The sequence below is a fragment of the Streptomyces sp. NPDC046805 genome, assembly GCF_040645355.1.
GTDB lineage: Bacteria > Actinomycetota > Actinomycetes > Streptomycetales > Streptomycetaceae > Streptomyces.
Window position 1 is genome coordinate 1 of sequence record NZ_JBEYYC010000056.1, and the last position, 20,380, is coordinate 20,380.

18 protein-coding genes and 3 pseudogenes are annotated in these 20,380 nt (G+C 69.5%); 16 read left to right on the top strand and 5 right to left on the bottom strand.

The features are described from left to right. Window positions 1-158: 158 nt before the first annotated feature. Window positions 159-308: pseudogene (locus tag ABZ910_RS34820) on the bottom strand (transposase); the annotation flags it as partial. A 153-nt stretch (window positions 309-461) separates the two neighbouring features. On the opposite strand from ABZ910_RS34820, the gene ABZ910_RS34825 reads away from it, so the two are divergent. Then, window positions 462-620, top strand: coding sequence for a hypothetical protein (locus ABZ910_RS34825; protein ID WP_361373188.1), 159 nt, complete (start codon window positions 462-464; stop codon window positions 618-620). 117 nt (window positions 621-737) lie between these two features. Beyond that, the gene (gene argS, locus ABZ910_RS34830; RefSeq protein ID WP_361373190.1) at window positions 738-2,399 is read left to right on the top strand and encodes an arginine--tRNA ligase; all 1,662 of its coding nucleotides are present in this window, start codon (window positions 738-740) and stop codon (window positions 2,397-2,399) included. Between the two features lie 238 nt (window positions 2,400-2,637). Here argS and ABZ910_RS34835 read toward each other — a convergent pair whose 3' ends face one another. Further along, complete coding sequence (locus ABZ910_RS34835) at window positions 2,638-3,282, bottom strand: hypothetical protein (protein ID WP_361373192.1); 645 nt, start codon at window positions 3,280-3,282, stop codon at window positions 2,638-2,640. A 325-nt stretch (window positions 3,283-3,607) separates the two neighbouring features. Here ABZ910_RS34835 and ABZ910_RS34840 point away from each other — a divergent pair, with 325 nt between their 5' ends. Further along, window positions 3,608-3,841 (top strand): hypothetical protein, encoded by a 234-nt coding sequence (locus ABZ910_RS34840; RefSeq protein ID WP_361373194.1) that lies wholly within the window; start codon window positions 3,608-3,610, stop codon window positions 3,839-3,841. A 214-nt stretch (window positions 3,842-4,055) separates the two neighbouring features. Here ABZ910_RS34840 and ABZ910_RS34845 read toward each other — a convergent pair whose 3' ends face one another. Next, entirely contained in the window at window positions 4,056-4,259 is a 204-nt protein-coding gene (locus ABZ910_RS34845; RefSeq protein ID WP_361373196.1) for a hypothetical protein, read from the bottom strand. Between the two features lie 220 nt (window positions 4,260-4,479). On the opposite strand from ABZ910_RS34845, the gene ABZ910_RS34850 reads away from it, so the two are divergent. Genes ABZ910_RS34850 through ABZ910_RS34860 form a run of 3 tightly spaced genes read left to right on the top strand, consistent with a single transcriptional unit; the run spans window position 4,480 to window position 8,004 of the window. Beyond that, window positions 4,480-5,802, top strand: coding sequence for an MFS transporter (locus tag ABZ910_RS34850; RefSeq protein WP_361373198.1), 1,323 nt, complete (start codon window positions 4,480-4,482; stop codon window positions 5,800-5,802). After that, the gene (locus tag ABZ910_RS34855) at window positions 5,799-6,569 is read left to right on the top strand and encodes an SDR family oxidoreductase (protein ID WP_361373200.1); all 771 of its coding nucleotides are present in this window, start codon (window positions 5,799-5,801) and stop codon (window positions 6,567-6,569) included. The genes ABZ910_RS34850 and ABZ910_RS34855 overlap by 4 nt, the downstream gene beginning before the upstream one ends. Before the next feature lie 31 nt (window positions 6,570-6,600). After that, complete coding sequence (locus ABZ910_RS34860) at window positions 6,601-8,004, top strand: amidase (protein WP_361373202.1); 1,404 nt, start codon at window positions 6,601-6,603, stop codon at window positions 8,002-8,004. A gap of 13 nt (window positions 8,005-8,017) precedes the next feature. On the opposite strand, the gene ABZ910_RS34865 is transcribed toward ABZ910_RS34860, so the two are convergent. After that, window positions 8,018-8,761 (bottom strand): GntR family transcriptional regulator, encoded by a 744-nt coding sequence (locus ABZ910_RS34865; protein WP_361373204.1) that lies wholly within the window; start codon window positions 8,759-8,761, stop codon window positions 8,018-8,020. A gap of 116 nt (window positions 8,762-8,877) precedes the next feature. On the opposite strand from ABZ910_RS34865, the gene ABZ910_RS34870 reads away from it, so the two are divergent. The 10 genes and pseudogenes from ABZ910_RS34870 to ABZ910_RS34915 all read left to right on the top strand — a co-directional run. Beyond that, a complete protein-coding gene (locus ABZ910_RS34870) occupies window positions 8,878-9,693 on the top strand; it encodes a polysaccharide deacetylase (protein WP_361373206.1) in 816 nt (271 codons plus the stop codon). Beyond that, the gene (locus ABZ910_RS34875) at window positions 9,690-10,409 is read left to right on the top strand and encodes an SDR family oxidoreductase (protein ID WP_361373208.1); all 720 of its coding nucleotides are present in this window, start codon (window positions 9,690-9,692) and stop codon (window positions 10,407-10,409) included. Before ABZ910_RS34870 ends, ABZ910_RS34875 begins: the two co-directional genes overlap by 4 nt. A 336-nt stretch (window positions 10,410-10,745) precedes the next feature. Next, window positions 10,746-11,681, top strand: a complete 936-nt coding sequence (locus tag ABZ910_RS34880; protein WP_361373210.1) for a 2-dehydropantoate 2-reductase — start codon at window positions 10,746-10,748, stop codon at window positions 11,679-11,681. 589 nt (window positions 11,682-12,270) lie between these two features. Beyond that, on the top strand, window positions 12,271-12,423 hold the full coding sequence (locus ABZ910_RS34885) for a hypothetical protein (RefSeq protein ID WP_361373212.1): 153 nt from the start codon (window positions 12,271-12,273) through the stop codon (window positions 12,421-12,423). Window positions 12,424-12,698: 275 nt separating this feature from the next. Continuing rightward, window positions 12,699-12,851: pseudogene (locus tag ABZ910_RS34890) on the top strand (transposase); the annotation flags it as partial. Window position 12,852: 1 nt separating this feature from the next. Further along, window positions 12,853-13,002 (top strand): hypothetical protein, encoded by a 150-nt coding sequence (locus ABZ910_RS34895; protein WP_361373214.1) that lies wholly within the window; start codon window positions 12,853-12,855, stop codon window positions 13,000-13,002. A gap of 726 nt (window positions 13,003-13,728) precedes the next feature. After that, window positions 13,729-16,380, top strand: a complete 2,652-nt coding sequence (gene lanKC / locus ABZ910_RS34900) for a class III lanthionine synthetase LanKC (RefSeq protein WP_361373216.1) — start codon at window positions 13,729-13,731, stop codon at window positions 16,378-16,380. Between the two features lie 17 nt (window positions 16,381-16,397). Further along, window positions 16,398-16,514 carry a SapB/AmfS family lanthipeptide gene (locus ABZ910_RS34905; RefSeq protein WP_361373218.1) on the top strand — a complete coding sequence of 39 codons (117 nt, stop codon included), beginning with the start codon at window positions 16,398-16,400 and terminating at the stop codon, window positions 16,512-16,514. 118 nt (window positions 16,515-16,632) lie between these two features. Beyond that, complete coding sequence (locus ABZ910_RS34910; protein ID WP_361373220.1) at window positions 16,633-18,345, top strand: ABC transporter ATP-binding protein; 1,713 nt, start codon at window positions 16,633-16,635, stop codon at window positions 18,343-18,345. A gap of 715 nt (window positions 18,346-19,060) precedes the next feature. Then, a pseudogene (locus tag ABZ910_RS34915) lies at window positions 19,061-19,963 on the top strand (ATP-binding cassette domain-containing protein); the annotation flags it as partial. Window positions 19,964-20,251: 288 nt separating this feature from the next. On the opposite strand, the gene ABZ910_RS34920 reads toward ABZ910_RS34915, so the two are convergent. After that, window positions 20,252-20,380, bottom strand: a 129-nt coding sequence (locus ABZ910_RS34920) for a LuxR C-terminal-related transcriptional regulator (RefSeq protein WP_361373222.1), incomplete at its 5' end; no start/stop codon positions are given.

Genomic DNA, 20,380 nt, shown 5'->3' on the forward strand with positions numbered 1-20,380 from the left:
GAACACCGAGACTGGCCACAACCCACCCGCACCGGCGCACAAGCCATCCTCATCACAAGACCCCAACCCACAGGCCCATAACGCAACGGCATTGGCCCTAAAGGGCGTTGCACAAGGCTGAGTGCGGGCAGGTCAGAGCGGGTGACGGGCTCTTCTGCTCACGACGCGAGGGCGACGTTGTGCATGTGGGCGACGGCCTGGACCGCGTGGTGGAGACCGTCGCCGTGCTGCCGGCAGTCACGCAGGATCTTGTAGTTCTTCATCCGGGAGAAGACGTGCTCGACGCGAGCGCGGACCTTGCGGTGGGCAGAGTAGAGCTCGTCCGGGCCGTTTGGGGTGCGGGACGATGAGGCCGGTGTTGATGTGGGCGCCGTCGCCGAGCACCGTCACCCCCTGGCAATATGAGCCTTTCCCACTCTCAGTCTGACCTGGCGAGATGCAGGGCGAGGACGGCGCGGACGATGCTGCTGATCCGGGTGGGGCAGACGATCCGGGACTACCTAAACGGGGAGAAGACGCCCGGGCAGCGGCGCCAGGCGTCGGACGCGTTCTCGTTCTTGGATCACTGCCGCCAACGTCTTACCGATGACTTCTCTGTCATGTTCAGCGTGTTGAAGTGAGGTAGCCCGCTGGCTCAGCCGATGACTGGGCTCCGGCGTTCGATGAGAACCACGTCGGCCTTGACTGCCTGATTAATCGGTGTCTGCAGCGGCGACCGCCCCGGTAGCGTCGCCGCCGTGACTCCAGCAGATCTCGCAGCCGTCATCACTGACGGCGTACACACGGCCATCCAGTCCGGACGCATCTCAGCAGAGGTGCCCGAGGAGATCCGCGTGGAGCGCCCCCGCCACCGCAGCCACGGCGACTACTCGACCAACATCGCCATGCAACTCGCCAAGTCCGCCGGCCTGCCCGCCCGCGCCGTCGCCGAAGTGCTGGCCCCGCTGGTGAGCGCGGCCAACGGAGTCGCGAAGGCCGAGGTCGCGGGCCCCGGATTCCTCAACATCACGCTGGAAAGCGCAGCGATCGGTGCCCTCGCGCGCGACATCGTCCTGGCCGGTGACGCCTATGGGCGTACAGACCGGCTCGGCGGCCTCCGGCTCAATTTGGAGTTCGTCTCGGCGAACCCCACCGGGCCGGTGCACATCGGAGGGGCCCGGTGGGCGGTCGTCGGCGACGTGCTCGCCCGGCTGCTCGAGGCGGCGGGTGCGGATGTGTCGCGGGAGTACTACTTCAACGATGCCGGTGTGCAGATCGACCGTTTCGCCCGCTCGCTGCTCGCCACGGCGCAGGGCTCTCCGGTGCCCGAGGACGGTTACAGCGGCGCGTACATCGAGGACATTGTCGCTGCGGTCCTGCGTCGGCAGCCCAGGGCCCTGGAACTGCCGGCGGCCGATGCCCTCGCAGCCTTCCGAACAGAGGGCACAGCGCTGATGTTCGACGAGATCAAGACGTCCCTCGCCGCGTTCGGTACCCGCTTCGACGTCTACTTCAACGAGAAGGACCTGCACGACCAGGGCGACCTGGACGCCGCTGTCGCCCGCCTGCGGGAAGGAGGTCACGTTTTCGAGGATGAGGGCGCGGTCTGGCTGCGCACCACGGATTTCGGTGACGACAAGGACCGGGTCCTGGTGAAGAGCGACGGTTCCTGGACGTACTTCACCGCGGACTGCGCGTACTACCTCAACAAGCGGTCCCGGGGCTTCGAGCGGGTCGTCATCATGCTCGGCGCCGACCACGCGGGTTATGTGGGCCGGATGCGGGCCATGGCGGCCTGCTTCGGTGACGACCCGGACACGCACCTGGAGATCCTGATCGGCCAGCTGGTCAACCTGGTCCAGGAGGGGGAGCCGGTCCGGATGAGCAAGCGGGCGGGCACGGTCCTCACCCTCGACGACCTGGTCGAAGCGGTCGGCGTTGACGCCGCGCGGTACGCGCTCGCACGGGCCAGCGTGGATGCGATGATCGACCTCGACATCGACCTGCTCACCCGGCAGTCGAACGACAACCCCGTCTACTACGTCCAGTACGCGCACACGCGGCCGTGCGCCGTGCAGCGCAGGGCGGAGGAAGCCGGGATCGATAAGGGTGCGCCGCAGGACTTCGACCCCTCTCTGCTCACCCACGAGCGGGAGGCCGACCTCCTGCGCATGCTGGCCGAGTTCCCGCAGGTCGTCGCGACCGCCGCCACGCTGCGCGAACCGCACCGGGTACCGCACTACCTGGAGCAGCTGGCCGGCACGTACCACCGCTTCTACGACGCTTGCCGGGTCCTGCCACGGGCTGGCGAAGACCCGGACGACCGCAGCCGGGCCCGGTTGTGGCTGACGGAGGCCAGCAGGCTGGTGCTGCGCAACGGACTGCAGATGCTCGGTGTCTCAGCACCGGAACGAATGTGAGTGCGTCCGCCGACCACCACCACAGACCAATGTGCGGTGCAGGCCGCCCTCGATGAGTTGCTGGACCTGGTGGTGCTCACAGGTCTTCGCTGTCGGAAGGCGTCACGCCCCCCACGGTAGGCAACCAGCTGCGGCCGCTGCCTCGCCCACAACTCCCGACCGCACCACCCGAGTAGGGGAGTGGCGTAGATCGGTGCGGTAGTTGCGAACGGCGGGCTCGGACGGCTTTGAAGCCGGTTTATCCGTGTAGCCAGATCCGCAGTGGACCGACCGCCTCGAAGCCGTGGCGGATGGCAGCCGCCAGGTGATCGCCGTGTTCGTAGCCGACCACCGGCAAGCTCGGGAACAGCCGGTGTACTGCTTTCAGTACGACCGGCCAGGTCGCGTCAGGGCCGCCGTCCGATGCGAAGGCGTTGGAGATTCCGACCACCTGGTCGCTGCGGCTCGCCACCGCTCCGGCGACCACCCGGCCGCTCGCGGACCGTGCGGCGAGCACGAAGGTGGCCGGGTCATCGAGCAGTTCGGGCTGGAAGAGGTCCGCGTGGCCGTCCCCGTCGTCCCAGGCCAGTGCCCAGGCGCGCAGCGTGTCCGGTGTGTCGGCCACGTCCCAGGCAAGATCGGATGCGATGGCGGGTGCACTCGCCGGGCGATGGATCCACTGCGCCTCGACCAGGACCTGGAAGCCGGCCGCGGTCAGGTCGAGGTCGGCGAAGCTGTCCTTGACCGAGGCGCCGGGCGCAGTGGTGTCGATACGTGCCGCCAGCACGGCCGGGTCGACCCCCGGCACGAGCGTCACTGCGTCGGGGTAGTACCGCGGCGTGCGGGCCGGGGCCGCCCAAGCCTCCAGGCCGAACTCGCTCACCAGGCCATGCGATCGGTTCATCGCTGCGCACCACTCGGCGTTGTTACGGGCGGCAGCCTGGAGCATGAACGGCTTCGGCGTAGTCGCGAGCGGATCATGGCCCGTTCCGGGCCGAGTGGCGAACGCTTTTCCGGTGCCGGCAGGAGGCTGCCGCGTTCGAGGGCGCTGGCGTCGTTCCGGCCGGGGCCGCGCGCTTTGTGGTCTCCGTGTGCGCTGGTTGCCAGCACGTCTTTGACAACGTCCCCACAGCCTTGCCAGTGCCGATCGCCATACCGTGCCGAGCGTCGCTGCCGCTTCGACTTCGAACGATGACGCTCGGCCCGCGGATTCCCCGACGCATCGCAGCGTGATCGCCCATGTCACCGGCGGCCTCGACGGCGTCCTGCGAGTTGCCATGGTGCTGCGCAGTCGCAGGTACAGCGTCCGGGACCTCGTGGTCGACGTCCGCGAGGGCAGCGTCGTCAGCGAGATCCGGGCGACAGTCGTCCTCACCACGCAGCAAGCAGATCTTCTCCTCGAACGTCTGCGCCGTCTCACGGCTGTCGTTGACGCCCACACAATCGAGACCGACGTGTCCTGACCGAAGACCGGATCGGCCACCACAACAGCGCATGCCCGAAGCCTGGCGCTACATGGGCCGCGAGCTGCTGGCCCAGGCTCGGCTCCGCCCGCGCGAGTCAGAAACGGACCGGACCGTGCCCATCGAACTCACTGCCGACGCAGGCGAGTTGGACTGGGGGCCGACCGCGCTCGTAGCGGATCCGTATGCATGTGAACTCGTGGAGCCAGGCGAATTAGGTGCGCTGGACGAGGCAGCGGATCTTTCCCAGGCCGGCCTTGGTGGTGTGCCTTTGCGGGCCATCTTCGGTGCCACGTGCCCGGAGCAGGTGGCGGTACTTGTCGTGGTCGTAGCCACGGTCGGAGAACAGCCGGCGCGGCCGGTACCGCGACCGTTCGCGCACCCGGCGGATTTGGGGTATCGCGTCCAGCAGGGGCATCGGTTGTGCGACGTCGTGACGGTTTCCGCTGTTCACGAGACGGCCAGCGCGGTTCCGTGCCTCACCGGCCAGTACAGCTGGGACCCTGCCATCGGGCAGTTCAAGTTAGCGAAGCCCAATAACCCCGTAACTCTGGACATCCTATGGACGTCAGTCTACTGTCCATTTGGTCTGACCAGTAGCCAGGTAGTTCAGCGAAGCAGCTTTCACGGAGGATCTCGTGACCGCAACTGCCCGACCGCCAGACGCGGCGTCGACGCGTGCCGTACCGTCTGTTCCGAGTTCACGCCGTGCGGTTGTCGCCGGCGGCATTGGCAACTTCATCGAGTGGTACGACTACGGCGTTTACGCCGCCCTCAGCCCAGTGATCTCGTCGTTGTTCTTCCCGAACGAGAGCACCGTGGCCTCGACGCTGGCGACGTTCGCGGTGTTCGGCGTCGGCTTCGTGGTACGCCCGCTGGGCGGACTGTTCTTCGGTCAACTCGGCGACCGGCGTGGCCGGCGGACCGCGCTGGGGTTGGCTTTGATCCTGGTCTCGGCGAGCACCCTCGGCATGGGGCTGCTGCCCACGTACGCGGGTGCCGGGCTCGCGGCACCGTTGCTGCTCCTGCTGTTGCGTCTGATTCAGGGTTTCTCGGCCGGTGGGGAGTTCACCGGCTCGGCCACACTGATGATCGAGAATGCCCCGACGGGGCGCCGCGGCCGGGTGTCGAGTTGGCAGCAGTTCAGCGTCATCGCGGGGACGCTGGCCGGCGTCCTGGTCGTCACCGCAATCACCAATTTCGGATCGGCCGGGATGCTGGAGAGCGGCGGCTGGCGCATCCCGTTCCTGGTCGCGCTGCCGCTGGGTGCCATCGGCTTCTACATCCGGTTCCGGATGGAGGACACGCCCCACTTCCAGGCCCTGCGGGATGCCGACGAGATCGCCGAGCGACCGACTGCTGAGGCGGTGCGGACCCAACGCGGTGCCATGCTGACTGCGTTCTTCTTCACCGCTTTGCCCAACATCGGCTTCTACACGTTCCTCACCTACACCCCGACGTTCCTGCGCAACGAGGCAGGCCTGAGCCTCGGCGATGCCTATGTGGTCAATGTCGTCGGAATGATCACCTACGCGTTGCTGACCCTGGTCGTCGGCCGCGTGTCGGACAAGGTGGGCAGGCGGCCGATCCTGATCACCCACGCCGTCGCATTCTTCATATCGGCGGTCCCCATCTATCTGCTGATGTCAAGTGGCTCCTTCTGGGTCGCTGTGGTGGCCCAGTTCCCGGCGATGATGATCATGGCGTGCTATTCGGGTCCGGGCACGGCCGGGCTGACCGAATTGTTCCCGACCCGGCTCCGGTACTCCGGCATGGCGCTGCCGTACAACCTCAGCTCGGCACTGTTCGGCGGGACCGCGCCCTTCATCGCGACGGCGCTGATCGCGTGGCTCGGGACGCCGCTCGCACCTGCGTTCTGGGCGATGGCTGCCGCAATCCCGACGGTGATCGTCTACCTGCGGATGCGCGAGACCGCCTTCGAGCCACTGCAGGATCGATGAGCGCCGGGAACGGACGCCCCGCCGCGGTGGTGACCGGATCGTCGTCAGGGATCGGGCGGGCGTGCGCTGTGGACCTCGCACGCAGCGGCTGGGATGTGGTTGTCCATGGCCTCGACGCAGGCGACGACCTGGCGCAAACCGAGTCACACGTGCGAGCCGAGGGTCGCGGTTGCATCGCGGTGGCGGGCGATGTCGCCGATCCAGCGACCACCCGGGCACTCGTCGAGGCCGCCCAGTCGGCCTTTGGACGCATCGACGGGGTGGTCAGTAACGCGGGCACCGGCATGACCCGCTCGTTCCTCGACCTCGACGACTCGGGGTGGCACGAGCTATGGGCAGTGCACCTCGCGGCGGCGGCCCGACTGCTGCGCACCGCCCATCCGATGCTGGCCGTCCGCGGGGGAGCAGTGGTGGGGATATCGAGCCTGGCCGCAGGCCGCGCGTTGAGCGGCCGGACGGGCTATGGCGCGGTGAAGGCGGGACTCGAGGGGCTCGTTCGCCAGCTCGCCGCCGAGTGGGCCGAGGCCGGGATCCGGGTGAACGCGGTGGCCCCGGGCACGATCCGTACGCCGCTGGTAGAGCGCAACCTCTCGCGCGGCCTGCTCGACGAGCAGGGCGTACTGGGACGTACTCCGATGCGCCGTCTCGGGGCGCCCAGCGAGGTCGCCTCCGTCGTGCGCTTCCTGCTGTCGGCCGATGCCTCCTACGTCACTGGCCAGACCCTCGCCGTCGATGGCGGCTGGTCGATCTACGGAGGGTGGTCGTGACCGTCACCAGCATCCCCGAACCGCGATCGGAGTGAATACCTTGTCGGTCGCCATGGACGTCCAGCAGGCGGGGCCCAACCGCACTGCCGTGACGGCAGCTCAACACAGCCTGAACCGGATCCGCGACCGTGATCCCGAACTGCATGCCTTCCTCACGATCTGCCCCGAGCAGGCGCTCGCCGATGCCGAAGCAGTCGACGGAGCGCCAGAGCGCCTGGGGCCGATGCACGGCATCCCCTTCTCGGTCAAGGACACCTACGCGACCCGCCACGTCCGCACCACATTCGGTTCCGCGGTGTTCTCCGATCACGTTCCGGTGCAGGACGCTCCCGTGGTAGCCCGTATCCGGCGCGCGGGGGGAATCATGGTCGGCAAGACCAACACCCCCGAGTTTGCGATCTACATCCGCACGGTCAACGAACTGCAGCCGGAGACGCTCAACCCGTGGGACCCGACCCGGATCTGCGGCGGGTCCAGCGGTGGTGCCGCAGCCTCCGTGGCCGCCGGCCTGACCCCAGTCGCGCTGGGAAGTGACGGCGGGGGATCGGTGCGCATCCCCGCGGCCCTGTGCGGTGTCGTCGGACTCAAGCCGTCCCGCGGCGCGACACCGGCCGGTGGCGGGTTCATCGGTACCCGCCGATTCTCCGTCCCCGGCCCGCTGGCCTTGCGGGTCGAGGACGCTCGCGCGATGTGGCACGCCATGCGGGGGCCGGTCGACGCCGAGCGGAGCACCCGCACCTTCGTCGACCGCGACGCCGCGCTCCGTTCCGGGCGTCACGGCTGGCGTCTGCGCTGGGTCGCTGACAGCGGCCGGGACGCCACCTGTGAGGTGGTCGACGCAGTCCGCTTCGCGGTGGGACGCCTCGCCCTCCTCGACGGCGTAGAGGTCGACGACAGCCGGCTCGGCCTGGACACCCCCCGGTTCGCCGATCCCTTCTACGACGCCATGATGGCCGACCGACTGGCCACCGGAGGGGACCGGATGATGACCGACGCAGCCTCGCGCGATCTCCTCTCCAGCTACACACGCCACCATTTCAAGCGGGCCGCCGCCGTCAGTGGCACGCAGTACTCGCAATCGCTGGGCTGCGGGGACGCCGCCGCAGACCACCTCGACATGCTGCTCGACGGCGTCGACTTCCTGGTAACGCCCACCACCGGTGTGATCGCGCCGGAGGGCGCGGGCGGTCCGATTGACGCCCTACCCGAGGACGCCCGCCGCGAGCTGGTCGCCTACACCTTCCTGGCCAACTACACCGGCTACCCAGCGATCACGGTGCCGTGCGGGAGCGTGGCGGGAATGCCGGTGGGGCTGCAGGTACTGGGCCGTCCCGGAGCGGAGGACCGGCTCCTGGACGTGGCCGACGCGGTTCAAGAGCACGTATTCCCACCCCGCCCCGCACCGTGGCCGGCGAGTCCGGCTACAGGCAGGTGAGGTCGTGCGGGTTTCACGCGTCCGGCTCCAGCAGCACCGCAAGTCGGTGCCGCTCGTCCTCGTCGAGGGCGCCGGAGTAGCCCTCGTAGAGGGTCTGGCCGGCCAAACGAGCCGCGGTGTCGCCGTCGCGCTCGGCGATCGCGGCGAAGATGCGGCGGTGCTCCGCGATGAACTCGCGCTGTGCCTGCTGCGCACCGGCCGAGGGACCGACGGCCCCGGCCACCAGATCGAGGGTCGCATCTCGGATCACGCCGCCGACGATGCCGAGCAGGCGGTTCCCTGCCGCCTCCCGGACAACCGCATGGAAATCGTCGTCCGCCGCAGCGAAGCTGGGGGCGTCGGTGGCGGCCTCCATCGCCTCGATCGCCGCCTCCATCCGCTCGAGGTGCTCGTCCGTCCGCAAGTGAGCCGCGAGCCTGTTGGCGGCCGCGCCGGCGATAATCCGGTACTGGACGAGCTCAACGACCGGTATCTCCTCCATCCGCACCGCGCCCCGCAGCATCCTGGTCAGGCCCGGGGTCACCGAGCCGCAGACCTCGGGCCCGCTTCGGCTGCCGGGGCTGGTCCTCACGAGCCCCATGCTCTCCAGAATCCGCAGCGCTTCGCGGACCGTGGACCGACCCACCCCAAAGTCCTCGACCAGCGTCCGCTCAGGCGGAAGGAAGTCCCCCGGGGCGTACTCCCCGGAGTAGATCGCAGACTCGATCTGCTGGACGACCGCCTCGAAGGCCCGCTTCTTGTCTACCGGTGTGAACATCGCTCCCCAGTCCCATCCCCCAAGTTGCGCCCGACACAACCACTCACTCAACCTAGCATCTGGTCAGACCACACCGACGGACAGCGTCCCGTGAAAATCCCGTCTGGAGCACAACGATGACTACGCCCGTCCTGCTGACCTTCGACATGGACGCCGAGCTCCTTTGGACGGCCCGCGACCCCGCCGGGGCGAACAAGCCGGTCTGGGTGTCCCAGGGGCACTACGGCCCGAATGTGGGGCTGCCCCGGATCCTCGCCCTGCTGCGCCGCTACGACATCGCGGCCACCTTCTTCGTCCCTGGCCAGGTTGTGGAGCGCTACCCCGCCCAGATCGAGGCGATCTTGGAGGCCGGACTGACCATCGAGCACCACAGCCACACCCATGCCTGGTCGGAGAACCTCAGCGAGGAGCAGGAGGCCGAGGAGTTTCAGCTTGCTGCGGACGCCATCGTGAAGGCAACGGGCCGCGCGCCCCAGGGCTGGCGCTCACCCGCCGCGGAGCTGACCCCGCACTCGGTGAAGCTGATGGAGAAGCACGGCATGCGGTTCTCCTCCAATCTCTTCGATTCCGACTCGGCCCACCTGCTCGACACTCATGACCGCACTACGGACATCGTCGAGCTCCCGTTCGCCTGGGCCCTTGTCGACACCCCGGTCTTCATGTACACCAACCGCGTGACCGGGCGGGTGATGTCGGCGCCCTCGGCGGTGCTCGAGACCTGGACCCGGGAGTTCGACGGCCTGCTCGAGGAACCGGGCACGCACTTCATGCTCGGCATGCACCCGCAGATCATCGGCCGGCCGTCCCGCATGTGGGTTCTGGAGCAGACGATCCGGCACGCGCTCGCCTCCGGGCGCGCGGAGTTCCTGTCCTGTGCCGACTACGCCGAGCGGGTCCGCCCGACGCTCCTCGCTGCGCGGGAGGGCAAGTGAGCACCGACGTCCGTCCAAGCGTCGCAGTCGTCACAGGGGGCGCCAGCGGGATCGGCGCTGCCGTGGTCGCTCGGCTGCGGGCCAGTGGCACCGCTGTGGTGGTGGCGGACCTTGTCCCAGGCATGGGGGAAGAGCAGGTGGACGTCACCGACGGCACGTCCGTCCAGGCACTCGCCGAACGGGTCGCCGCCGCCCACGGGCACCTTGATCTGCTGGTGCACTGCGCCGGGGCCGTCGCCGTCGGAGCGGTCGACACCGACATCGAGACGGCGGAGGAGGACTGGCATCGGGTCTTCTCCGTCAACGTGACGGGGGTGTGGACGGTCAGCCGAGCGTTGCTGCCTCTGATGGGCGAAGGCGGGGCGATCGTGGTCGTCTCATCCGCCGCCGGGGTGCGGCCGATTCCCGAGATGGCCGCTTACGTCGCGTCCAAGTCCGCAGCGGTGGGGCTGAGTCGCTCGATGGCCCTGGACCTCGCCCCGCGGGGCATCCGGGTGAACTGCGTGTGTCCTGGCCTGGTCGACACCCCCCTGGCCAGGACTACCCAGAAGCAGCGCTCGTCGGCCGAACGCGCGAACGTCGCCGAGCGGCGAGGCTACCTGATCGGAAGAGAAGGCACGGCCGAGGAGATCGCCGACGCTGTGATGCTGGCCGGGACCAATGGCTACCTCACCGGATCGACCCTCGTCGTCGACGGTGGTCGATCGCTGCACTGACCACAGCTTGCCCCACACCCAGAGCAATGGAGTTCTGAGCCTCTCGAGCCGCTCGAGGGGACCGGGTTCGACGCCTCGGCACGGTGCGGGCCGCCCTGTGTAACGGTGTCTGAGGCCCAGATCGCCCGTTGGCTGGGCCGGAGCCGTAACCCCGGTGCACCAACTGCACAACCTGCTGCTGAGTGTTGTAGTTGAACTTGGGCATGTGGCCCCACGACGCCTGACCTCGGCGGCACCGGATCGACCGCCGAGGTCACCACCGCCGTCGTCGATGCACTGACCAACGCGTGCGTTCCGACCTGCCGTCACAGCGTGTTCCCTGGAAGGAAGCCAAGCATGTCGAAAATCGCCGTCGTTGGCTGCGGCGCCATGGGCTCCGTCTACGCGGGCCTCATGCAACGAGCCGGCCACGAGGTCCACGGCGTGTGTCTCTGGCCGGACCACGTGGCCGCAGTCAACGCCAATGGCCTGCGAGTGCACGGCGCGAGCGGTGACCACACGGTGAACCTCGCCTTCATGGGCACGAGCACCGACGGGATCGGCGTCTGCGACTTGGTCATCATCGCCACCAAGGCGTTCGACGTCGAAGCCGCAGCCGAATCCGTGCGTTCCATCGTCGGGTCGGACACTGTGATCCAAACCATCCAGAACGGCCTCGGCTCGCCTGAACGCGTCGCGGGCATCCTGGGCACAGAGCGCCTCGCAATCGGGGTCGTCGGCGGCTTCGGCGCATCGGTGCCGTCGCCGGGCGTCGCCCACCACAACGGCATGGAGATGATCCGCTTCGGCGCCTTCCAGGACCTCCCTCGTCCCGCACTCGAAGCCTCCGCTGAGATCTGGCGGTCTGCCGGATTCACCGTGAAGCTCTTCGGCGACACCGACCAGATGGTGTGGGAGAAATTCATTGTGAACGTTGCGTTCTCCGGCACTACATGCGCGACAGAGTTGACGATCGGCCAGGTCATGGACAATCCGTCCGCCTGGGCCGTGGCGGAGGCCAGCGCTCGGGAAGCTGTCGCGGTTGCCAAAGCCGCCGGGATCACCCTCGGCGTCGGCGACCCGATCGAGTACGTACGGACACTCGGTTCCAAGATCCCGAATGCCAGGCCGTCCATGCTACTGGACTACATTCTCAAGCGGCGTGGCGAAGTCGACGCGATCGTCGGACAGGTCGCCGTCTTGGGAGAGAGGTACGGGGTTGCCACTCCCGTCACCCGGACGGTCGCCGATCTCATCAGGGCCCGGGAATCGGGATATGTAGAACAAGGCTGAACCGGAGAGCACCGCAAACGCGCAAACCGCTGTCCACCGGTTCGCCTGCGCTCTGCGCACTGACAGTCCGGTCTTCGCACGCACGTTCACGGCCCGGACAAGCGCTCCACAGCGCCCCGCGCAGCGAGCGAGACGCGGTCGTAGCCCTGCCGGTTGGGAGCATGCGTTGGCCTCGATGCCCATACCCGAACGCGGACGACCCCGATCGCGCACAGGGCCGCGAGGAGGATGCTGGCCACGATGCCGGCGTGACGGGTTGTCATCGACGTCGCGACCAGCGGCGCAATCTCGCCCCTGAGAATGCCGTAAGGGCGCAGCCCCAGCCGGTCGCGACGTGTACCAGCTTCGGCAGGGGCGCTCCCGGCGGCCCCACCGTCAGCCCGGCGAGACACCCTTCTCGCTATCCAAGCCATCTTCTGTCGCCTGGTGAGCGCAGATCACTCCTGCGCTCGCGCAGCTTGGCGATGGCGTCGGGGAACATGCTCCTCGCCAAGCACTCGCGGGCGCTGTACCGCTCCCCTGCGCCTGGTCGCTCTCGCGGGCTCGGCGCCGACTGGGCAGTGCACCGCTGCGCCGCATGTTCGAAATCTTGGCAGGCCCCGTGGCCACTCCGACGCAGGCCGAGTCTTTCTACAGCAAGCTGCGGGTGGACGCCGTGGACGCCGTGGACGGTACGACCCTATGTGTCCCGGACGAGGAGGCGGTGACCCGGGAGTACCGCAAACACATCGGCGAGGTGTAGGAGTTCGGCTACCCCCTTCTGCGCCTGGCGGCGCTGGTCGAGTGCGGCACCCGCGCGGTCCTCAGCGCAGTCTTCGGCCCGGATGCGACCGTGAACTCGGCTACGCGCGCTGCCTGCTGGACCGCTTGGACGCTTCGATGGTGCTGCGGGTCAATACACCTAGGGCGCGTATCGAGTCGTGATCGGTCTGTGGGACCTTCCCGCGGCGGTGCCAGGCGTCTTGATAGATCGTCTTCCATGACGCCGGTGCAACGGACGTCTGCAGAGGGGGAGTCATCGGGCCGTATCTGCCGATTGGCAGATACGGCCCGTATCCCGAGCGGCTGCACCAGCAGTTCGAGGGCGTGATCTGGCGGTTCAGGACGGGCGGGCGGTGGCGGGTGATGCCTGCTGGGTTCGGCTTCTGGCTCACTGTCCATAATCGTTTCTGTGAGTGTGGCCGTCGGCGGCTGCCTCGTGCAGCGCTGTGTCCCGGGCTGCGTCCTGATCACGACCACCGCCGTGGTGGGCCTCGCTGCCCTGCTCCTGATCCCGCTGCGTGCCCCGCTGGCCTTCGGTGTCGTTTGGGGCCTGCTCTAGGCGCTTGGCTCCATCAATGTGGTCGTCTGGTTCACTTTGCGGCAGTAGGTCGTCCCCCGCGGGCTGCTGGGCCGGGCCTCGCCGGCACCCCGCATGCCGGGCGTCGCGTTCGATCCCGCGGCGGCCTTTTTCGCCGGGGTCGCGGCTCTGGCGCGTCTCTCGCCGCTGTGCACCCCTGGGGGGTGTGATCGAGGGCGTGGTGGTGTCGAGTCCGCCGCCGGTACGCGAACGGGCTGGCCCCTGACGGGCCTGATGGGCCGGACCGCGCGGGTGGTTTCCGTACGTGTGACGGAACTGGAACTTTCCCCTACGACCTGCCCATTTCCCCCCGCCCTGCTGAACGCGCCCGCGCTCCGCGCGTCCTTTGGTTGTCGGTGCGGGCGAGTGCCGCGGGCGGCGAGGTGTCCGTAGTGCGTCCGTACGGGGAGGACGGAAGTGGCGCGCCCAGGGGAACCTCTGGTCGGCCGCAGCGCGGTGCGCGGCCTGCTGGCCGGGGCCGTGCCCCGGCTCGGGGGACGGGCCGGGGCACGCGGTGGCGGTCATGTTCGGGGTGCTGGAGAGCGAGGAGGTCGTCTCCTGTCCGCAGGGGTCGCCGTTCGCTGGTCGAACGCGGGGGAACATAGGTTGACTTGTGCGTTTTGCACGGTGGGTTCATGACGTGTATGACTGTCCGCTTCCCCGGGTGGGGTGGAACTCTCGACCGTGCTGCCTCGAGGGGGAGGGACGATGGACAAGCGGTACGAGGTCTACTGTCTGGTCGACCGCGTCTTCTACGAGACGCCGGACCGTTTGGACCATGTGTTCGCTGTTGGCGGCAAATCCGCCGCTGCCCGCTTCGAGGCGGCGCAGCGGCCGGTCCCCGAAGCGTGGCGGAGCTCCGTGGTGGGGGACTGGCTGCATTTCACGCCGGTCGACGAGCAGGGCGAGCCGCGTGCGGGGCTGCCGCGGCAGGGCTGGAAGATTCATGTCTCGGCGTGTCTCGACAACGCGGAGAAGACCGCCGCGCACGTGTGGGATTACTGCGTGCCGCGGGGTATCCCGTTCAAGTTCGTGCCCAGTGTCCCGCTGCTGTACTTGCGTAATTCGAAGTATGCGCGCCGTGGTTACAGCGGTAAGTTCGCCACCCTCTATCCAGCCAACGAGAGCGAGCTGCGCCGGATCCTGGAGGAGTTGGGCGCACTGCTGGACGGTGAGGTGGGGCCGTACATTCTCAGTGATCTGCGCTGGAACAAGGGTCCGTTGTATGTGCGTTACGGCGGCTTCGCTATACGCAATTGCGTGGATGAGAACGGTGTCGTGGTCCCCGCGATCGAGGACCCGGACGGCCGGCTCGTTCCCGATCGCCGGGGCCCGGCCTTCCAGCCGCCGGAGTGGGTGACGCTCCCGGAGTTCCTGCGCCCGCATCTCGAGGCGCGGAGTGCCGTCAGCACCGAGGACTTGCCGTACCGGATCGAGCGGGCGCTGCACTTCTCCAATGGTGGTGGGGTCTACGAGGGCACCGATACGCGGACCGGTGAGAAGGTCGTCCTGAAGGAGGCCCGGCCGTATGCGGGACTCGCGGGGGACGGGGCGGATGCCGTGACCCGGCTGGAGCGGGAGCGGGCCGCTCTGGAGCGGCTCGCCGGTCTGGGTGTCGCGCCGGAGGTGCGGGACTGGTTCACTCTCGGCGAGCACTGCTTCCTCGTCATGGAGTTCCTGGACGGCCGCCCCCTCAACTCCTTCTTCGCGCGGCGTCATCCCCTGCTGACGCCCGAGCCGGACCCGGACGCGGTCGCCGAGTACACCCGCTGGGCGCTGGAGGTGCATCGCGCCGTCGAGGCTGCGGTGGCGGCTGTGCATTCGCGGGGGCTGGTCTGCAACGACCTGCACATGTTCAACATCATGCTCGCGCCGGACGAACGGACCGTGTGGCTGGTCGACTTCGAGGCGGCCACGCCCGTCGGCGAACACCGCGGCCAGATCATGGCCCACCCCGGTTTCGTCGCCCCGGCCGATCGCGAGGGCTACGACGTCGACCACTATGCCCTGGCCTGTCTGCGGATCGCGCTGTTCCTGCCGCTGACGACGCTCCTGGCCGTCGACCGGGACAAGGCCGCCCACCTCGCTGAGATCACGGCCGGACAGTTTCCTGACCTGCCGCCATCGTTCCTCGACGAGGCGGTACGGGTCATCACGGGCGACCAAAAGCCCGGCGTGGCGCCTTACCTGCCTGTTGATCCGGCAAACCGGCCCGAGGGCCCTGCCTCGATGGCCCGGGCGATCCTGCGTTCCGCGACGCCCGGCCGCAACGACCGGCTCTTTCCCGGTGATATCGCTCAGTTCGAGGACGGTGGCGGTCTCGGTATGGCGTACGGTGCTGCCGGTGTCCTCTATGCCCTGGAGGAGTCGGGCAGCGGGCGCTGGGAGCAGGGCGAGGAATGGCTCCTGGATCACACCGATCCGCCGCCCGACGGGACACGGCTGGGCTTCTACGACGGCCTTGCCGGGGTGGCGTATCTCCTCGACCGGCTCGGACACACCGGCCGCGCCCTCGACCTCATGGGCCGTGTCCTGGACGAGAATTGGCAGATCCTCGGCCCGGACCTTCACGGCGGGCTCGCGGGCCTCGGGCTCGCTCTCGACCATCTCGCCCGGACGACGGGGGAGTCGGGGCTGCGCGAGCACGCGCTGACAGCGGCGCGCATCCTCGCCCAGAAGGACCCTGCAGCGGGCAAGCGCGCGGGGCTGCTCCGGGGCGCGACCGGCCCGGCATTGCTTTTTCTGCGGTTGTACGGGTCCACCGGCGAGCCCGCGCTTCTCGATTACGCGGCGTCTGCGCTGCGTGCCGATCTGGCGCGGTGCGTCCTAGACGGCAGCGGCGCGCTCGCCGTGGATGAGGGTTTCCGTACGATGCCGTATCTCGGCTCGGGCAGTGTCGGGATCGGCACGGTTATCGAGGACTACCTCGTCCACTGCCCGGGCGACGAGGAGTTCGCGCGGGCCAGGGACGCCATCGCGCCGTTGGCCCGGTCGCGGTACTACGCGGAGCCCGGCCTTTTCGAGGGGCGTGCCGGCATGATCCTGCACCTTGCTCGTGTGGGGGCGCCGCGTGTCGAGGTGGAGGCGCAGGTCGCCGCGCTCGGCTGGTACGCCGTGCCCTACGAGGGCGAGATCGCCTTCCCCGGCGATCAGATGATGCGGCTCTCGATGGATCTTGCCACCGGCACCGCGGGCTGTCTGCTCGCTCTCGGCGCGGCTGACGCCGGGCATCCGGCGTCGCTGCCCTTCCTGCCGCCGCTTCCGGCCTTGCTTCACAGCCCGCTGCAGGCGTTCGGCGGCGGCCCACAGACCGGCCCGACCAGGGTCGTGACAGAAAATCAACCCGTCCCCACGGAATGACGGAAAGGATGATCGACATGGCACTTCTCGACCTCCAGACCCTCGACGTCCCTGAAGACGACGACCTGGGCGCCCAGAGCGCTGCCAGCAAGGGGTGTGGCAACAGCGCGCTCAGCCTGCTGCTGTGCGTCTGAGCGGGCCCACCCAGTGACACCGGGGTATTTGCCCCGCCGGCCCCGGACGGCTCCGTTCGCCGTCCGGGGCCGGTGTCGTGTGGGGCCGGCCGACCAAGTGGATCAGGAAGACTCCCTCATGCCCGAAGCCCCAACCGTGGCACGGCAGTTTCTGCGGGACACGGTGCGCCGTAGTGCCGCGCCCGCCGCGGTCGTCCTGGTGGTCAGTGTGCTGCTGGCTGCCACCGAGCTGGCGCTGCCCGCTGTGTTCGGGCGGACGCTCGATCTGCTGTTGTCCGGGCGGCAGGGGGAGGCGGGGTCGTGGCTGGTGCTGTGTGCCGCCCTCACGGTGGCCTGCGTGGTGCTGGGAGCACTCGACGACGTGGCCAGGGCTGAGGGCACCGCACGTGCCACGGCCCGTATCCGCGGCAGAGTGTTGGGGCATCTGCTGGATTGCGGGCCGCGGGCGGGTGAACGGTTCGCGCACGGCGATCTTGTGGCGCGGCTGGTCGGGAATGCTGCTCAGGCGGGGACGGTGCCGGTGGCGCTCTCCGCTCTGTTCGCAGCTGTTCTCATGCCGGTGGGCGGGCTGGTCGCCCTGGCTCTCACCGATGTGTGGACCGCGCTCGTCGTGCTCGCGGGGATGCCTCTGCTCGCTTTGTTCCTCAAGGTGTTTGTCCGTGCTTTCGGTGACAGTGGTGCCGCGTATCTGCGTGCTCAGGGGGAGATCGCGGGGCGTCTGACGGAGGCCTTGCGCGGGGCCCGGACCATCGCTGCCGCTCATACCCATGAGCGGGAAGCGGCCCGCATTCTGGCGCCGCTGGCCGAACTGTCCCGGCAGGCGCACCTCTTGTGGCGGATCATGGGCCGTTCCACCGCGCAGTCCGCCGCGCTGCTGCCCCTGTTGCAGGTCGCTGTGCTGGTTGTCGCCGGGCTGCGGGTCGCGGCGGGGGAGTTGAGCGTGGGCGGGCTGCTGGCCGCTTGGCGCTACGCCGGTCTGGCCACCGGCGCCGCAGGGCTCGTCGGCCAGATCAGCGCTCTGGTGCGCGGTCGTAACGCGGCGGTGCGGCTCGGCGAGGTGCTCGCCGAACCTGTCACCCTGTACGGGCCGGTCGATGAACTCCCGCCCGGCAGCGGCATGGTGGAGTTTCGGGGCGTCACGCTGAGGCGCGCGGGCCGGGAGGTGTTACGCGGCATCGATCTGCGGCTGCCGGGCGGCGTGGCGATCGCCGTCGTCGGGCGCTCCGGCAGTGGCAAGTCGGCGCTGGCCGCCTTGGCCGGGCGGCGTACGGACCCGGACACGGGCACGGTCCTCCTCGACGGCGTCCCGCTCGCCTCACTCACCCGCGAGGCGCTGCGCCGCGCGGCCGGGTACGCCTTCGAGCGGCCCGCGCTGCTCGGCCACACCCTGGGCGGCACGATCGCCTTCGGCGCGTACGACCCCGGCGAGGCGGCCGTCACCGACGCGGCCCGCGCCGCCTGCGCCGACGACTTCGTGCGCCGGCTGCCCCACGGCTACGACACGGCGTGCACAAACGCGCCGCTGTCCGGCGGGGAGATCCAACGCCTGGGCCTGGCACGGGCTTTCGCCCATGCCGGCCGGCTGCTCGTCCTCGACGACGCCACCTCCAGCCTCGACGCCGTCACCGAACGGAAGGTCTCCCGCGCCCTCCTGCACGACAGCGCCGCCCGCACCTGCCTGATCATCGCCCATCGCGGCTCCACGGCAGCCCGCGCCGAGCTGGTGGTGTGGCTGGAGGACGGGCAGGTCCGTGCGACGGGACGGCACACGGACCTGTGCCAACTCCCGTCCTACCGGGCGGCGTTCGCCGGGGAGACCACCGATGGCTGAGGCGAAGGGGAAGCCGTGGATGCCGGAGACGGTCCGGGCTGTGCTTCCGCATCTGCGCCGGACGCTCCGCGCTGTCGTTGGGCTGCTCGCTTGGTCGGTGCTGGAGATGGGTCAGACGTTCCTCCTCGGGTACGCGCTTGCCCGCGCGCTCGACGACGGGTTTCTGCGCGGTGAGACCGGTACCGGAATGGGGTGGCTCGCGGCGGCCGGGATCGCGGTGGTGCTCGGGGCGTTCGGGCTGGGCCGGGTGCACCTGGCGCTCGCGGGAATCGTGGAGCCGATGCGTGACGCGCTCGTCCGTGGGATCGTGCACCGCGCGCTGCACGGCGCGGACGGGGCGGCGGTGTCGCAGCTGACGTATCAGACGGAGATCGGCCGTGACACCTTCGCGAATCTGCTGCTGGTGTCTCGCACTTTCGTGCTCTCGGCGGGTGCGGCACTGGTGGGCCTGCTCGCGCTGGCGCCTGTCCTGCTGCTGGTCGTCCTGCCGCCGCTGCTGGCCGGGCTTGCCCTGTTCGTGGCGAGTCTGCGGCCGCTGGCCCGGCGCCAGGAGACGTTCCTCGCCGCCGACGAGGCCCTCGCGGCCGATCTGGGCAGCGTGGTGGCGGGGTTGCGGGACATCGCGGCCTGCGGTGCCCAGCCCCGGGTGGTGGCCGATGCCGCCGTCCGGATCGACGCGGAGCTGCGGGCGGCTCGCGCCCTGGCCCGCTGGGGCATGCTGCGGGATCTGGCCGTCGGTGTCGCGGGCCACCTGCCCGTCATCCTCCTGCTGGCCTGCGCCCCCTGGCTGCTCGGCCACGGCGTCACCCCCGGTGCCCTCGTCGCGGCCCTCGCCTACCTCACCCAGTCCCTGCTCCCCGCCCTCGAGAGCCTCATCCTCTCCCTGGGCACCACCACCGCCCGCCTCGCGGTGGTCCTGCGCCGCCTCACCCCCGAGGGCACGGACCCGCTCGAGGACACGGACCCGGTAGCCCCGGGGCCAGGGCCGGCCCAGGAGGCGCGGCCGTCCACCGCCGCCGTCCCGCACCGGCTGCCGGCCGAGACCACGCGCACCGCCGCCGGCCCCGGACCGGACCGGCGGGCCGGCGCCAAGACATCCGAGCCCCCGCACCCAGAGCCCGGGGTTTCGCCGACGTGGCGTACGCCTGGTTCCACAGTGCCCCCATCCACAGTGCCCCCGTCCGTCGTCTCGTTGCGCGGTCTCACCTTCGCTTACGGGCCCCACGCCGAACCCGTGCTGCGCGGCCTGGACCTCGACCTCGCCCCGGGAGGGCATCTCGCGGTGGCCGGGCCCAGCGGGATCGGGAAGTCCACGCTGGCCGCGCTGATCGCCGGAGTGCTGGTGCCGGACGGGGGCGAGGTGCGGCTGTGGGGCGAGCCGGTACGCGGGCAGAGGCCGGGGGAGCTGGCGGCTCTGCGGGCGCTCGTGCCGCAGGAGGCGTATGTGTTCACGGGGACGGTGCGCGAGAACGTCACGTATCTGTGCCCCGCCCCGCCTAGCGACGCCGCTGTCCTGGCCTCGTGTGCCGCCGTCGGGGCGGACGGGCTGGTCTGGCGGCTGGGCGGCCCGGACGGGCAGGTCGATCCCCAGTCCCTGTCCACCGGGGAACGGCAGTTGCTGGCGCTGGCGCGGGCGCATCTCGCGCCCGCACCCCTCGTCCTGCTCGACGAGGCGACCTGCCACCTCGATCCGGCCGGCGAGGCCCGCGCGGAGCGAGCCTTCGCCGGGCGGGCGCGCGGGCGGCCGGGGGGCGCCCTGGTCGTCGTTGCGCACCGCATCAGTTCGGCCCGCCGTGCCGACCGCGTCCTGGTGATGGACGGCACGCACACCGACTGCGGCACGCATGAGGAGCTGCTCGTGCGCTCGCCGCTCTACCGTGATCTGGCGGGGAGTTGGGCGGATGGGTCATACCCAGCCTTCGCCCAGACAGATCCGGATGGCGTCGATCCGGTTGCGGGCGCCGGTCTTGCGGGTGATGGCCGCCATGTAGTTCCGGATGGTCCCGGTGGACAGATGGAGGCTGCCGGCGATCTC

What these genes read in the sequence shown, in the direction of transcription:
- ABZ910_RS34825 (WP_361373188.1), top strand. Translation starts at nt 462, where the DNA reads ATGCTGCTGATCCGGGTGGGGCAGACGATCCGGGACTACCTAAACGGG.
- ABZ910_RS34845 (WP_361373196.1), bottom strand. Translation starts at nt 4,259, where the DNA reads ATGCCCCTGCTGGACGCGATACCCCAAATCCGCCGGGTGCGCGAACGG.
- ABZ910_RS34865 (WP_361373204.1), bottom strand. Translation starts at nt 8,761, where the DNA reads ATGTTCACACCGGTAGACAAGAAGCGGGCCTTCGAGGCGGTCGTCCAG.
- ABZ910_RS34855 (WP_361373200.1), top strand. Translation starts at nt 5,799, where the DNA reads ATGAGCGCCGGGAACGGACGCCCCGCCGCGGTGGTGACCGGATCGTCG.
- ABZ910_RS34835 (WP_361373192.1), bottom strand. Translation starts at nt 3,282, where the DNA reads ATGAACCGATCGCATGGCCTGGTGAGCGAGTTCGGCCTGGAGGCTTGG.
- ABZ910_RS34910 (WP_361373220.1), top strand. Translation starts at nt 16,633, where the DNA reads ATGCCCGAAGCCCCAACCGTGGCACGGCAGTTTCTGCGGGACACGGTG.
- ABZ910_RS34870 (WP_361373206.1), top strand. Translation starts at nt 8,878, where the DNA reads ATGACTACGCCCGTCCTGCTGACCTTCGACATGGACGCCGAGCTCCTT.
- lanKC (WP_361373216.1), top strand. Translation starts at nt 13,729, where the DNA reads ATGGACAAGCGGTACGAGGTCTACTGTCTGGTCGACCGCGTCTTCTAC.
- ABZ910_RS34905 (WP_361373218.1), top strand. Translation starts at nt 16,398, where the DNA reads ATGGCACTTCTCGACCTCCAGACCCTCGACGTCCCTGAAGACGACGAC.
- ABZ910_RS34880 (WP_361373210.1), top strand. Translation starts at nt 10,746, where the DNA reads ATGTCGAAAATCGCCGTCGTTGGCTGCGGCGCCATGGGCTCCGTCTAC.